12 protein-coding genes are annotated in these 13,923 nt (G+C 70.1%); 6 read left to right on the top strand and 6 right to left on the bottom strand.

Features of this window, described 5'->3' with window-relative positions; genetic code table 11:
• Positions 1-80 precede the first annotated feature (80 nt).
• Entirely contained in the window at positions 81-1,598 is a 1,518-nt protein-coding gene (locus tag IEY88_RS27145; protein WP_189157823.1) for a sugar ABC transporter ATP-binding protein, read from the bottom strand.
• A gap of 108 nt (positions 1,599-1,706) precedes the next feature.
• On the opposite strand from IEY88_RS27145, the gene IEY88_RS27140 reads away from it, so the two are divergent.
• On the top strand, positions 1,707-2,720 hold the full coding sequence (locus tag IEY88_RS27140; protein WP_229693804.1) for a LacI family DNA-binding transcriptional regulator: 1,014 nt from the start codon (positions 1,707-1,709) through the stop codon (positions 2,718-2,720).
• Here IEY88_RS27140 and IEY88_RS27135 read toward each other — a convergent pair whose 3' ends face one another.
• Both IEY88_RS27135 and IEY88_RS27130 read right to left on the bottom strand, forming a co-directional pair.
• Positions 2,721-3,131 carry a hypothetical protein gene (locus IEY88_RS27135; protein ID WP_189157676.1) on the bottom strand — a complete coding sequence of 137 codons (411 nt, stop codon included), beginning with the start codon at positions 3,129-3,131 and terminating at the stop codon, positions 2,721-2,723.
• Between the two features lie 51 nt (positions 3,132-3,182).
• The gene (locus IEY88_RS27130; RefSeq protein ID WP_189157675.1) at positions 3,183-4,001 is read right to left on the bottom strand and encodes a S1 family peptidase; all 819 of its coding nucleotides are present in this window, start codon (positions 3,999-4,001) and stop codon (positions 3,183-3,185) included.
• A 165-nt stretch (positions 4,002-4,166) separates the two neighbouring features.
• Here IEY88_RS27130 and IEY88_RS27125 point away from each other — a divergent pair, with 165 nt between their 5' ends.
• A complete protein-coding gene (locus IEY88_RS27125; RefSeq protein WP_189157674.1) occupies positions 4,167-5,336 on the top strand; it encodes a serine/threonine-protein kinase in 1,170 nt (389 codons plus the stop codon).
• A gap of 3 nt (positions 5,337-5,339) precedes the next feature.
• On the opposite strand, the gene IEY88_RS27120 is transcribed toward IEY88_RS27125, so the two are convergent.
• The 3 genes from IEY88_RS27120 to IEY88_RS27110 all read right to left on the bottom strand — a co-directional run bounded on the left by IEY88_RS27120 (position 5,340) and on the right by IEY88_RS27110 (position 9,725).
• Entirely contained in the window at positions 5,340-6,335 is a 996-nt protein-coding gene (locus tag IEY88_RS27120; RefSeq protein WP_189157673.1) for a TerC family protein, read from the bottom strand.
• 65 nt (positions 6,336-6,400) lie between these two features.
• Complete coding sequence (locus IEY88_RS27115) at positions 6,401-8,701, bottom strand: beta-glucosidase family protein (RefSeq protein WP_189157672.1); 2,301 nt, start codon at positions 8,699-8,701, stop codon at positions 6,401-6,403.
• Positions 8,702-8,711: 10 nt separating this feature from the next.
• On the bottom strand, positions 8,712-9,725 hold the full coding sequence (locus tag IEY88_RS27110) for a LacI family DNA-binding transcriptional regulator (protein WP_189157671.1): 1,014 nt from the start codon (positions 9,723-9,725) through the stop codon (positions 8,712-8,714).
• 123 nt (positions 9,726-9,848) lie between these two features.
• On the opposite strand from IEY88_RS27110, the gene IEY88_RS27105 reads away from it, so the two are divergent.
• From IEY88_RS27105 to IEY88_RS27090, 4 genes are read left to right on the top strand one after another with little or no spacing between them, the layout of a single operon-like run.
• Positions 9,849-11,126 (top strand): ABC transporter substrate-binding protein, encoded by a 1,278-nt coding sequence (locus IEY88_RS27105; RefSeq protein WP_189157670.1) that lies wholly within the window; start codon positions 9,849-9,851, stop codon positions 11,124-11,126.
• Positions 11,126-12,097, top strand: coding sequence for a carbohydrate ABC transporter permease (locus IEY88_RS27100; RefSeq protein WP_189157669.1), 972 nt, complete (start codon positions 11,126-11,128; stop codon positions 12,095-12,097). Before IEY88_RS27105 ends, IEY88_RS27100 begins: the two co-directional genes overlap by 1 nt.
• 1 nt (position 12,098) lies before the next feature.
• On the top strand, positions 12,099-12,914 hold the full coding sequence (locus IEY88_RS27095) for a carbohydrate ABC transporter permease (protein WP_189157668.1): 816 nt from the start codon (positions 12,099-12,101) through the stop codon (positions 12,912-12,914).
• The gene (locus IEY88_RS27090; RefSeq protein ID WP_189157667.1) at positions 12,911-13,912 is read left to right on the top strand and encodes an endo-1,4-beta-xylanase; all 1,002 of its coding nucleotides are present in this window, start codon (positions 12,911-12,913) and stop codon (positions 13,910-13,912) included. The genes IEY88_RS27095 and IEY88_RS27090 overlap by 4 nt, the downstream gene beginning before the upstream one ends.
• Positions 13,913-13,923: the final 11 nt, after the last annotated feature.

Raw genomic sequence — 13,923 nt, 5'->3', positions numbered from 1 at the left:
GTCGCCACCGCCGGTCCGAGTGGTGGCGGGGCGGTGTCGCGGCCATTCCGCCGCCTGGCCGGGTGCGGGGTGCGGTGCCGTCACTTCGCCACCGCCTGTCCGGCCGCCGCCAGCGCCACCCGTTCCTCCGTGGCCTCGTCCCGCGACAACTCCTCCACCAGCCGCCCTTCGTGCATCACCAGCACGCGGTCGGCCATGCCGAGCACCTCCGGCAGTTCCGACGAGATCATCAGCACCGCGACGCCCTGCCCGGCCAGTTCCGACAGCAGCCGGTGCACCTCGGCCTTCGTGCCGACGTCGATGCCGCGCGTCGGTTCGTCGACGATCAGCACGGACGGTTGCCGCGCCAGCCACTTCGCCAGCACGACCTTCTGCTGGTTGCCGCCGGAGAGCACGCCGACGGGGTCGCTCAGCCGGGAGAACTTCAGCCGCAGCTTCACCGCCCAGTCCTGGGCCAGCGCGCGTTCGGAACGGCGGCGCAGCAGGCCGAACGTCGACAGCCGGCCCAGTGAGGCCAGCGCGGTGTTGCGTTCGATGGACGCGTCCATCACGAGTCCCTGCTGGCGGCGGTCCTCCGGGACGAACCCGACGCCCGCGGCCATCGCGGCGGTGGGGGAGCCGTGCTTCAGGCGCTTGCCCCGCACCGAGGCGAAGCCGGCGTCGGGGCGGTCGATGCCGAAGATCGCCCGCGCGACCTCGCTGCGGCCCGCGCCCACCAGTCCGGACAAGGCGACGATCTCACCCGCGCGGACGTCGAACGACACGTCGGTGAACACGCCCTCGCGGGTCAGCCGCTGCACCGAGAGCAGCACCTCGCCCGCCGTCGTGTCCTGCTTGGGGAAGAGCTGGGAGAGCTCGCGGCCGACCATGCGGCGCACCAGGGAGTCCGGGGTCTCGTCGTCGAGCGTGCCGGACCAGACGAACTCGCCGTCGCGCAGCACCGTGGCGCGACGGCACAGTTCGAACACCTCGCCGAGCCGGTGCGAGACGAACAGCACGGCCGCGTCCTGCTCGCGCAACGCCCGCACCACACCGAAAAGCCGCTGGACCTCGTGCGCGGACAGGGCCGCGGTCGGTTCGTCCATCACGATCACGCGGGCGTCGAACGAGAGCGCCTTGGCGATCTCGACGAGCTGCTGGTCCGCAATGGACAGTCCGCGGGCCGGGCGGGCCGGGTCGAGCCTGACTCCCAGGCGGGAGAACAACTCCGAGGTGCGGGCGTGCATCCGCGCCACGTCGATGCGGCGGCCGAGGCCGAGCGGCTGGCGGCCCATGAACACGTTCTCGGCCACCGACAGGTCGCCGAACAGCGTCGGCTCCTGGTAGATGATCGCGATGCCGGCGGCCAGGGCGTCGGCGGGACCGGAGAACCGTTGCGGCACGCCGTCGACCAGCACCTGGCCGGAGTCCGGGCGGTGGACTCCGGCGAGCGTCTTGATCAGCGTCGACTTGCCCGCGCCGTTCTCCCCGAGCAGCGCGTGGGCCTCGCCGGGGAGCAGGCGCAGCGACACCCCGGACAACGCCCGGACGGCGCCGAAGGACTTGCTCACCTCGTCCAGCGTCACCACGGGAGGTCGGTCCACGTCCGTCTCCTCGATGTTGAAACGTTTTAACGCCTGAGTTACGAGCACTCTGGGTGTGTTACGTCACCGTGTCAAGGGTTGCGGGGTACGATTCGTTGTCACGTTTCAACAAAGGAGTCGCCGGTGAAGCCGTCAGTGGGCATCCGCGACGTCGCGCAGCACGCCGGCGTGTCCAACGCGACCGTCTCGAACGTGCTGAACCGGCCCGACGTCGTCGCCCCGGCCACCCGGCAACGGGTGCTGGCCGCGATCGACGAGCTCGGCTTCGTGCGCAACGAGTCCGCGCGCCAGCTCCGCGCGGGTCGCAGCCGGGTGCTCGCCTACGTCGTGCTCGACGCGGCGAACCCGTTCTTCACCGACGTGGCGCGCGGCGTGGAGGACGCGGCGCGGGAGGCGGGCCTCGCGTTGTTCCTGTGCAACAGCGCTTCGGACGGCGGCCGTGAACGCGAATACCTGGAGCTGCTGCACGAACAACGCGTCGAGGGCATCCTGATCACCCCGGTCGACGCGGAGAGCGCGCGGATCGCCGAACGCGGCACGCCCGTCGTGCTGGTCGACCGCGAGGCGCCGGACGGTGCGCGCTGCTCGGTCGCCGTGGACGACGTGCTCGGCGGCGAGCTGGCGGTGACCCACCTGATCGAGAACGGCCACACGCGCATCGCGATGGTCGGCGGCCCGCTGTCCATCCAGCAGGTGCGCGACCGGCGTGCGGGCGCGATGCGAGCGCTCACAACCGCAGGCCTGCCCGCGGACGCGCTCACGTTCCTCGAGACCAGGGGGCTGCAGGTGGCGGAGGGCCGGAACGCGGGGGAGCGGCTGGTAGGCCTGCCCGCGTCCCGACGTCCCACGGCGGCGTTCTGCGCGAACGACCTGCTCGCGCTCGGCCTGCTGCAGTCGATGACGCAGCAGGGCCTGCGCGTGCCGGACGACCTGGCCGTCGTGGGTTACGACGACATCGAGTTCGCCGCAGCCGCCGCCGTGCCGCTGACGTCGGTGCGCCAGCCGCGCGAACAGCTGGGTCGCACCGCCGCCCAGCTGCTGCTGACGGAGAACGAACCGGACCACGAGCACCGGCACGTGAAGTTCCAGCCGGAGCTCGTGGTCCGTGCGTCCACCGCGATCAAACGGCGGGCGTGACTATCGGACGAGCGTCATTTCGCCGTCCTTTTCGACAATGCTCGAACCGTCCGGCGGAAGGTAGACGTTCAGCGCGGCGGAAGTGAATGCGACCCCCGGCCGGAACGCCTTCGTGCGGGACACCACGGTCACGTCGATCCGGTGGTGGTCGCCGGTGCACGGAACGTTTGCCGTGTATTTGTCGCCGGTCGCGAGGTCACCGCGCACGTTCTGCGTGACCTGCACCCACAACGACCCGGTGGCGCCGTTCTGGCACATCACCCGCACCGGCACGACGACAGCGGCACCCCGTGCCTCCAGCCTGGCCTGCGACTGCAGGGCCACCGCGGCGTCGACCCCGGCAGCCGACGCCGGCAATGCGGTGGCCAGTATCGCCGCCGCGGTCAGCACGAACGCCGAAATTGCACGCACGATTTTCACCTCGTTCTCGTGGAAGAAGCGGAATGCGGCCGCGAACCGACATTAGCCACGAGGTGCGGAACCGTGCGAGGGGCCATTGATCGTGGCGCGAATCCACGACGCGTGGATCGGCACGTTGGTGTACAAACCCGGCCCGTTCGCACACAGCAGATCGGTGTCGCCGGGACCTGATGTCGTGCCGATCAGTTCCCACCGGCCGTGCTTCCCGCGCTGGACCTGAGGACCGCCCGAGTCGCCGACGCACGCCATGGCCCGAGGCTTGCGGCTGATCGTGCACAACCGCGTCGCGTCGGCGTAGCCCGGCGAGCACTCGGACACCGCGCCACGCCGGGTGTCGAGCTCCTGGAGCCGTTCGGGGAACACGGCCTCGGTGATGTCGACCGTGTCCACCGTCGTGCCGAACCCGAGCAGCCGCGTCGGGGTGCCGGGCGCACCAGGCCGGGCGGCGATGCGGATCGGGCGTTCCCGCACCGGGCGGTCGAGCCGGACCAGCGCGATGTCGTGCTGGTTGGGCTGCCCGAGCCGATAACCGGGATGCCGCACCACGCGGTCGATGGCGCGGACGGTCCCGCCGGACGTCCTGCGGTCGCTGCCGATCCGGACGGTCCCGTCCGGCACCGCGCCCGTCCCCTCCGGATCCACGCAGTGCGCCGCCGTCACCACCCACCGCGGGTGGATCAACGACGCCCCGCACACGCCCTTCGCGCCACCCGCGGCCGGCACGGACTCCGGGATCGACGCCATGAACTCGTAGTGCCCGGTGGAGTCGTTCCCGTTCACCACCGCACCCGCCGTGCCGGTCATCGCCATGGCGCACACGGCACCGGTCAGCAGGACGAGGGCCGGTTTCACTCTTGACATTGTCTTCTCTCCGTCGGCGAACGTCTTACCAGCTCAGACTGGTCGCTCGGCGCGTGAAGATCGATCCGGGCAGCAGGTGTCGTCGGGTAGAGCCTGCTCCACGGTTGGATCAACGGCCGGGTGGGCACCCCTGAGTCGTCCCGCCCGAACGGAAAGGTCCAACCCATGCCGCCGGACAGTGTTCTTCTCGCCGACCGGTACCGGCTGGGCGCGGTGCTCGGCACGGGTGGGGTGGCGCAGGTGCGCCGCGCCACGGACGTCCTCCTGGCCCGCGACGTCGCCGTCAAGCTGTTCCGGCCGGGGGACGACCTCGCGGACGCGCGCCGCATCGAGAACGAGATCTGCGCGCTCGCGGGACTGTCCCATCCCGGTCTCGTCAAGGTCTACGACGCGGATCCCAGCGGCGAGACGCCGTACCTGGTGCTGGAACTCATCGAGGGCAGGACGCTGCGCGACCGCGTCACCGACGGGCCCATGGCCGTCGAGGACGTGCGCCGGGTCGGTGCGGCGCTCGCCGACGCGCTGGATCACGTGCACGCCCGCGGGTTCGTGCACCGCGACGTCAAGCCCGCCAACGTCCTGCTCGACGAAGACGAGATCCCTCGTCTCTCCGACTTCGGCCTGGTGTGCTCGGCGGACGGCGCCGGACTCACCAAGACCGGCCAGGTCGTCGGCACGGCCGCCTACCTCGCGCCGGAACAGGTCCGCGGCGAGGAGATCACCTCCACCACCGACGTCTACGCGCTGGGGCTGGTGCTGCTGGAGTGCCTGACCGGGCACCGGGAGTACGAGGGGTCGGAGGTCGAGGCCGCCGTCGCCCGCCTGCACCGGCCGCCGGTGATGCCGGAGGGCCTGTCGTTCGACCTCGTCCGGCTGCTGTCCAGGATGACGGCCCTGAACCCGGCCCGGCGCCCGTCCGCGAGCGAGTGCGCCGAGGCCCTGCGCACGCCGGTGGCCGACCCGCCGACCCTCGTCACGGTTCCTCCGCAACCCAGGTCGCGAGGCCTGCTCGCGGCCGCGTCGGCCGTGGTGCTGATCTCGCTCATCGGCACGGGACTCAGCACGTGGAACAGCATCACCGCGACGAGCTCCGAGCCGGGGACCACCGCGCCCGCCACGAACGCGCCCGCCACGAACGCGCCCGCCACGAACGCGCCCGCCACGAACGAGCCGGTGTCGAACCCGGCGCGCACCGAGGACTTCGAGCCCACCCCCGTCGTGGTGCAGCCGACGGCCCCGATCATCGCACCGGCCCCGGTCCAGGTCGTGGACCACGGCAAGCAGGCCGGTGGCAAGGGCAAGCCCGACAAGGGGAAGGGCAAGAAGGGCGGCTGACCCCTACCGCTCCTCCTCGCGGTGACCGCGCAGTGAACCGGCGTGGGCCTTGGCCGACGGGTCGTTGCGCGTCTTGACCAGGCTGGCGACTGTGACGATCACCAGGATGCCGAGGATGACGCCGAGGCTCAGCGGCGTCGGGATCTCGGGCACGCTCGCGGAGATGTCGACGTGCGCCCAGTGCAGGATCAGCTTGACGCCGATGAACGCGAGGATGACCGCGAGCCCGGCCGACAGGTACACCAGCCGGTCCAGCAGGCCCTTGACGAGGAAGAACAACGCGCGCAGGCCGAGCAGCGCGAACGCGTTGGCGGTGAAGACGATGTAGGGCTGCTCGGTCACGCCGAACACCGCGGGAATCGAGTCGAGCGCGAACAGCAGGTCGACGCCGCCGATCGCGACCAGCACCACGAACAACGGGGTGGCCAGGCGCTTGCCGTCGACGCGGGTGAAGATCTTGCCGCCGACGTAGTCGTCCGTCACGGGCAGCAGCTTGCGGGCGGTCTTCACCACGACGTTGTTCTCGACGTCGGGATCCTCGTTGCGGTGCCGGAACAGCTGCACGGCCGTGAAGATCAGCAGCAGCCCGAACAGCAGGAACATGAACGAGAACAACGACAGCAGCGTCGCGCCGACCGCGATGAAGATGGCGCGCATGATCAACGCCAGCACGATGCCGAACGTGAGCACCTTGTGCTGGTGCTCCTCCGGCACGAGGAACGTGGTCATGATGATCACGAAGACGAAGAGGTTGTCGACCGACAGGCTCTTCTCCACGATGTAGCCCGCGAAGTACTCCGCGCCGAACGTGCCGCCGTGCACGCTGGTGAACCACACGCCGAAGCCGATGGCGACGGCGATGTAGAACACCGACCAGAGGCCGGCCTCGCGGAAGCCGATCCGGTGCGGCCGCCACGCCGCCAGCACGAGGTCGACCGCCAGCAGCGCGACGATCACCCCGATCGTCAAGGCCCACGTCAGTCCGCTGATCTCCAGCACAGAAAACCCCTCAGGCAGCCCGGTCCGTCCGCAGTGGACGTTACCGGGCTCGCCAGGGGAACCCGCTAGGGACTCGTCGTGAACTCCGGTGTCATCACCCGGTCGAAGCCGGCCCGCCGCGCCGGCCCGGTCATCGAGAGCTTCAAAGCGGTGTGGATGTTCGCGCTCGACGTGCCGACGTGCAGTTCCACGTCACCGGCGTCGACCTGGCGATGTCCCGCCCGGCCGGTGTAGGAGGTGAGGTCCGCGTGCAGCCGCGCGGTGACGGTGCGGGTCTGGCCGGGCGCGAGGTCGACCTTCACCGCGCCGACCAGCGATCGGACGGGCCGGGCGACCTCCGCGACCGGGTCGTGCAGGTAGATCTGGACGACCTCGGTGGCCGGGCTGTCCGTTTCGTTGCGCAGGACGACGTGCACGGCGCAGGTGCCGTCGGTCGGCCACTCGCGGTCCTCGCACCCCGCCGTCACCCACGTCACGGGGACGTAGGAGAGCCCGTGGCCGAACGGGAACAGCGGGGTCGGGTCGACCGTGCTGACCTCGCTGCGGGTGCCGAGGGGAGCGCTGAGGTAGGTCGACGGCTGGGTGGAGCCGGAGCCGGGGAAGCTGACGGGGAGCCTGCCGGTCGGGTTGACCCGTCCACTCAGGACACCCGAGAGCGCCTCCGCGCCCTCCTGGCCGGGGTAGAAGCCGCAGACGACGGCGGCGAGGCGGTTCGCCTGCCGGGACAGGTCGTACGGCCTGCCCGAGAGCAGCACCAGGACCACGGGCATGCCGGTGTCGAGCACCGCCTCCAGCAGTTCCTCCTGGCGGCCGGGCAGCCTCAGGTCCGCGACGTCGCAACCCTCACCGGACGTGCCCTTGCCGAACAACCCCGCCTGGTCGCCCAGGACCACGACGCAGACCTCGGCCTGCCGGGCGGCCGCCACGGCCTCGGCGATCTCGTCGTCGGTTCCGCCGAGCACGGGACATCCGCGGGCGAACACGACGTCGTGCTCCTCGCGCAGCGCCTCCAGCACGGTGGAGACCTCGATGCCCATGTCCGCGTCCGGGTGGTGGACGCCGACGTGCAACGGGAACGAGTAGCAGCCCATCATCGCGCCCGGCTCGTCGGCGCGCGGGCCCACGACGGCCAGGCGCTTGCCGGCCAGCGGCAGCACGCCGTCGTTGTGCAGCAGGACGATCGAGCGCTCGGCCACCTCGCGGGCGAGGGCCTGGGACTCGGCGTCGTCCAGGTCGAGGTTCGCGTCGGGCGCGGGGGAGTAGCCGGGGTCGAGCAGGCCCAGGTCGAACTTCTGCGTCAGCACGCGGGTCAGCGCCCGGTCGACGAGCGCCACGTCGACCCGGTCGAAGTAGAGGCCCTCGAGCAGCGGCTCTCCGTAGCAGTCCACGGTGGGAAGTTCGACGTCGATGCCTGCCGCGAGCGCTTGTGCGGCCGCGTCCTCCCGGCCGGCGGCGACACCGTGCAGCTTGTGCAGGAACGCCACCGAGAAGTAGTCGGCGACCACGGTCCCGGTGAACCCGTACTCGTCGCGCAGCAGCTCGGTGAGCATCCGCGGATCCGCGGCGACCGGCACGCCGTCGTTGTCGGAGTAGGAGTTCATCACCGACCGGGCACCGGCGCGCAGTGCCATCTCGAACGGCGGCAGGATCACGTCCGCGAGCTCGCGAGGGCCGATCGACACCGGCGCGAGGTTGCGCCCCGCCCGGGAGGCCGAGTAGCCGGCGAAGTGCTTGAGCGTGGCCACGATCCCCGCGGCCTCGAGGCCCTCGACGTAGGCGGCGCCGATCGTGCCGACGAGGTGCGGGTCCTCGCCGATGGTCTCCTCGACCCGGCCCCACCGCAGGTCGCGCGCCACGTCGAGGACGGGCGCGAGGCCCTGGTGGATCCCCAGCCGGCGCATCGAGCCACCGAACTGCTCGGCCATGCGCCGCACCAGGTCCGGTTCGAACGTCGCGCCCCAGCACAGCGGTGACGGGTACACCGTCGCCTGCCACGCGGCCAGCCCGGTCAGGCACTCCTCGTGCGCCAGCGCGGGAATCCCGAACCGGCTCGACTCGACGATCTGCCGCTGGGTGCGCGCGAGCGTGCGCGCGCCCACTTCCGGCGCGATCGGCCGGGTGCCGAAGACGCGGGTGAGCTGGCCGATGCCGTGCTTGGTCAGCTCGTCGAAGTCCTGCGGTGCCACGGCGAACTCGTGCTGGTGCGGGGCCATGTCGCCGACGGCGTCGATGCCGACCCAGATGCCCTGCAGCTGCGCGATCTTCTCCTGCGGCGTCATGCGCGCAACCAGGTCGCGCACGCGGTCGGCCACGGATGCGTGCGGGTCGCGCCAGACCTCGTCCGGCGCGGTGGCTTCTGTCGTCACGAGAACAACCTCACGAGGTCAGTGGGCGGGTCGACTGCCGGACGACCAGTTCGGTGCCCAGGGTGATGTGGGTGTCGGCGGGCTCGTCGCCGTTGATGAGCCGCACCAGCAGTTCGAGGGCGCGGTGGCCCATCTCGCGGATCGGCTGCTGCACCGTCGTGATCGGCGGCGTGCACAGCGCGGACTCGGGGATGTTGTCGAAGCCGACCACCGAGAGGTCCTCCGGCACGCGCAGGCCGAGGTCGAGCGCGGCCTCGATGGCCGCGATGGCCGTGGTGTCGTTGGCGGCGAAGATCGCGGTCGGCCGGTCGGGACCGGTCAGCAGGGCGCGGGCCGACGCGGCCGCCACGTCCGGGTCGTAGTCACCGCGGCGGACGAGGTCCTCGTCGACCGGCACCCCGGCGCTGGCGAGCGCGCCGCGGTAGCCGGTTTCGCGCTGCTGGGCCGATTTCAGGTCCTCGCGGCCGGTGAGCATGGCGATGCGGCGGTGGCCGAGCGCGAGCAGGTGCTCCGTCGCGAGCCGGCCGCCGTGCAGGTTGTCGGAGTCGACGGTGGGCAGTGCCGCGCGGCCGGTGTGGGGGTCGACGGCGACCACGGGCGTGCCGGGGATGCCTTCGAGGTCGACGGCGGGGGTGACCAGCACGGCGCCGTCGACGAGCGTGCCGCTCAACCTCGTGAGGTAGCGCTGTTCCCAGCCGTGCGGATCGCCCGTGCGACCGCCCGCCGAGTACACGACGAGCTCGAAACCGGTGCCGCGGATGGCATCCGCCGCGCCCTTGAGCAGTTCGGTGCTGAACGGCTCGATGTCGGCGACGAGGATCCCGATGACGTTCGTGCGGTGGTTGCGCAGGCTCTGCGCGACGAGGCTCGCCTCGTACCCGAGGTCCTTGATCACGGCGGTGACCCGCGCGAACGTGTCGGCCGAGACGCCGTAGCGGTTGTTGAGGACCTTGGAGACGGTGGCTACCGAGACGCCGGCCTGAGCGGCGACGTCCTTGATCGTGACGCGAGAGCGTGGAGGCACCGGGTCAGGCTAGCCGTGTAAAACGTTATCGACAACGATTGACACGGGACCGGTTCACACGGGAGTCTCTGGCCCCAACACAGGCAGTCCAACTCGGCCGACGTCGTCAGGAGTGGACCCCCAATGCGTTCCAGGAAGCCCCTTGCCCTCTTCGCCGCCGCGGCGATCGTGCTGGCCGGGTGCAGTAGTGGCGGCTCAGACGCCTCCACCGAAGGCCCAGTCACGCTCACCTGGTGGCACAACCGCACCACCGAGCCGATGAAGTCGAAGTGGCAGCAGATCGCCGACGACTTCCACAAGACCCACCCGAACACGTCGTTCACGATCGAACCGCTGCAGAACGAGCAGTTCCAGACCAAGGTGCCGCTCGCCCTGCAGGGCAACACCCCGCCCGACCTGTTCCAGCAGTGGGGCGGCGGTGCGCTCGCCGACCAGCTGAAGTCCGGCAAGATCGCGGACATCACCCAGGCCTCGTCGGGCTGGATCGGCCCGCTGGCCAAGAACGCCGACGGCTGGAAGGTCGGCGGCAAGCAGTACGGCGCGCCGTACCTGATGCACGCCGTCGGGTTCTGGTACCGCAAGGACGTCTTCGCCAGCGCGGGGATCACCTCGCCGCCGGCCACCCTGGACGATCTCAACGCCGCCGTCGCGAAGCTGAAGACCGCGGGCGTCACGCCGATCGCGATCGGCGGCAAGGACCGCTGGCCGGACGCCTTCTACTGGGCGTACTTCGCGGTGCGGCAGTGCTCGGTCGACACGCTGAAGAAGGCGGTCGAGAAGACCGAGCTCACGGACCCGTGCTTCCTCAAGGCGGGCGAGAACCTCAAGAGCTTCCTGGACACGAAACCGTTCCAGGACGGGTTCGTCGGGACGCCCGCTCAGCAGGGGGCGGGCAGCTCGGCGGGCCTGGTGGCCAACGGCAAGGCCGCCATGGAGTTGCAGGGCGACTGGAACCCCGACGTGATGCAGGCGCTCACCGAGGACAAGGAGCTCGGCTCGAAGATCGGCTGGTTCCCGTTCCCGACCGTGCCGGGCGGACAGGGCGATCCGAGCGTGATGGTCGGCGGCGGTGACGGGTTCTCCTGCACCACCCGCGCGGCCAAGGCGTGCGCGGAGTTCCTCGGCCACCTGGTCGGCGACGACGTGCAGAAGATCCTCGCCGAGACCAACTCCGGTCTGCCGGTCACCCCGGCCGGTGTGGCCGCGCTGAAGAGCGAACCGCACAAGGCGATCGCCGAGACCATGGGCAAGGCGTCGCACGTGCAGCTCTACTTCGACACCGCGTTCCCGACGAAGGTCGGCCAGGCCCTGAACGACGCCATCGCGAACTTCTTCGCGGGGCAGGGCGGGCCCGACACCATCGTCAAGTCGGTGAGTGAAGCGGCTGCCGGGAACAAATGATGAGTGCCGCGATCACCACGCGGCCGCCGACCGCCCCCGTGCCGCACGCGCCAGCGGCCGGGGGCACCCGGCGGCGGTCCAGAGTCCGCACCCGTCTCGAGCTCGCGCTCCTGCTGATCCCGGCACTGCTGCTGTTCACCGGGTTCGTGCTGGTGCCGATCGGTGTCGCGGCGTACTACAGCCTCTTCTCGTGGAACGGCTTCGGCCCGCTCACGGACTTCGTCGGGCTCGACAACTACGTCGACGCCTTCTCCGGTGACGTCTTCCAGGGCGCCATCGGGCACAACCTGATCATCGCCACGCTGTCCGTCGTCGTGCAGCTGCCGTTGAGCATCGGCCTCGCGTTGCTGCTCAACAGGAAACTGCGCGGCCGGACGTTCCTGCGGATGGTGGTGTTCGCGCCGTACGTGCTGTCGGAGGCCGTCACCGCGGTCATCTGGCTGCTCATGTTGCAGCCGGGCGGGTTCATCGACGAGATCCTGCGCGCGATCGGTCTCGGTGGACTGGTGCAGCTGTGGCTCGCCGACTCGTCGATCGTGCTCTACACGCTCTTCGTGGTGATCACGTGGAAGTACATCGGGTTCGGCGTGATCCTGCTGCTGGCGGGGCTCCAGGGCGTTCCGCCCGAGCTGCGGGAGGCCGCCGCGCTGGACGGCGCGAGCGCCTGGCAGACCACCCGGCACGTCGTGCTCCCGTTGCTGGGGCCGACGATCAGGATCTGGGTGTTCCTGTCGGTGATCGGGTCGCTGCAGCTCTTCGACCTGGTCTGGATCATGACGCTCGGCGGTCCAGCCAACGCGTCCTCGACGATGGCGACCTACCTGGTCGACCACGGCTTCAAGCGGTACGAGTTCGGGTTCGGCAGCGCGGTCGCGGTGATCCTCTTCATCATCTGCTTCGTGTTCGCGTTGTTCTACCAGCGGTTCGCCTTGCGCCGTGACACCGCCGGCGCGATGACGGGAGTGCGCTGAGATGGCACGTCGCAACATGGTCGGCTATCTCGCCGCGTTCGCCGTCATCGGCATGACGGTGGTGCCGCTGTTGTTCGTGATCCTGGGCGGCTTCCGCACGACGGCGCAGATCAACACTGCGCCGGCGGGCCTGCCCGGACCGTTCGTGTGGGACAACTACGCCGAGGTGGCCACGTCCCCGCAGTTCTGGCGGCTGCTCGGCAACAGCGCGCTGATCGCGGTGATCGCGACGACGCTCGCGGTCGTGCTCGGGTCGATGGCGGCGTTCGCGTTGTCCCGCTACGCCTTCAAGGGCCGCGAGGCGTTCTACACGTTGTTCACGCTCGGCTTGCTGTTCCCGCTCGGCGTGGCGACGCTGCCGTTGTACCTGTGGCTGCGTCAGCTGGGGCTGCTGGAGAACCCGCTCGGCGTCGCGATCCCGGAGGCGGCGTTCTCGCTGCCGGTCACGATCGTCATCCTGCGGCCGTTCATGCACGCCATCCCCAACGAGCTGGAGGACGCCGCGTTGCTCGACGGCGCGGCGAAGCTCGGCTTCTTCTGGCGGATCCTGCTGCCGCTCTCGCGCCCGGCGCTGATCACGGTGTCGGTGCTCGCGTTCGTCACCAGCTGGAACTTCTACCTGTTGCCGTTGCTGGTGTTCAGCGACTCCACGAACTTCACGCTCCCGCTCGGCGTGGCGATGTTCCAGTCCGAGCACACCCAGGACACCGCGAAGGTGCTCGCCTTCACCGCGCTGTCCATGATCCCCGCGCTCACGTTCTTCGTCCTCGCCGAACGCCGCATGGTCGGCGGTCTGACCGGCTCAGTGAAGGGATGATCGTGCGAACCCGATTAGCAGTTGGTGCGGCCCTGCTCCTGGTGTTCACGCAGGCAGTGCCTGCGTCCGCGGCAGGACCGTTGAAGCACAACACGAACAGGTACGTGGGCAGCGCGGTGGCCGTCCAGCACCTGAACGCCGAAGCGGACTACAAGAAGGTGCTGACGCGGGAGTTCGACAGCGTCACGCCCGAGAACGAGATGAAGTGGGGCGTCGTCGAGGCGGTGCGCGGCCAGTACGACTGGTCCGGCGCGGACGCGATCGTCGACTACGCCCGCAGGACCGGCAAGACCGTGCGGGGCCACACGCTGGTGTGGCACAGCCAGCTGCCCGACTGGGTGGGTGGACTGGAAGCCGCCGAGCTGCGCCGTGTCGTCAAGGACCACATCAGGACCGAGGCCGGCCGGTACCGCGGCAAGATCCGCGCGTGGGACGTCGTCAACGAGGCGTTCAACGAGGACGGCACGCGCCGACAGACGGTGTTCCAGGAGAAGCTCGGCGACCGCTACATCGCCGACGCGTTCCGCTGGGCCCACGCGGCCGACCCGAAGGCCAAGCTCTACATCAACGACTACAACATCGAGGGCCTCAACCCCAAGAGCGACGCGACGTACGAACTGGTGAAGTCGTTGAAGCGGCAGGGAGTGCCGATCCACGGCGTCGGCATCCAGGCCCACCTGTCGCTGATGTACGGGTTCCCGTCGGGCATGAAGGAGAACATCGCGCGGTTCGCCGCGCTCGGCCTGGACGTCGCGATCACCGAGGCCGACGTGCGGATCCCGTTGCCCGTCACGCCGGAGAAGCTCGTCTCGCAGGCGGACTACTTCGAGCAGGTCTGGGACGCGTGCCACGCCGTGCGGCGGTGCGTCGAGTTCACCACGTGGGGCTTCACCGACCGGCACTCGTGGGTGCCGGACGTGTTCCCCGGTGAGGGCGCGGCCTGCCTGTTCGACGAGAACCTGAGGCCGAAGCCCGCCTACACGCGGCTCAACCCGTAACGGGCGCCGCA

The sequence above is a fragment of the Lentzea pudingi genome, assembly GCF_014646255.1.
Taxonomy (GTDB): domain Bacteria; phylum Actinomycetota; class Actinomycetes; order Mycobacteriales; family Pseudonocardiaceae; genus Lentzea; species Lentzea pudingi.
The sequence above is the reverse complement of the archived record's forward strand: the minus strand, read 5'-3'. Positions and strand labels throughout refer to the sequence as shown.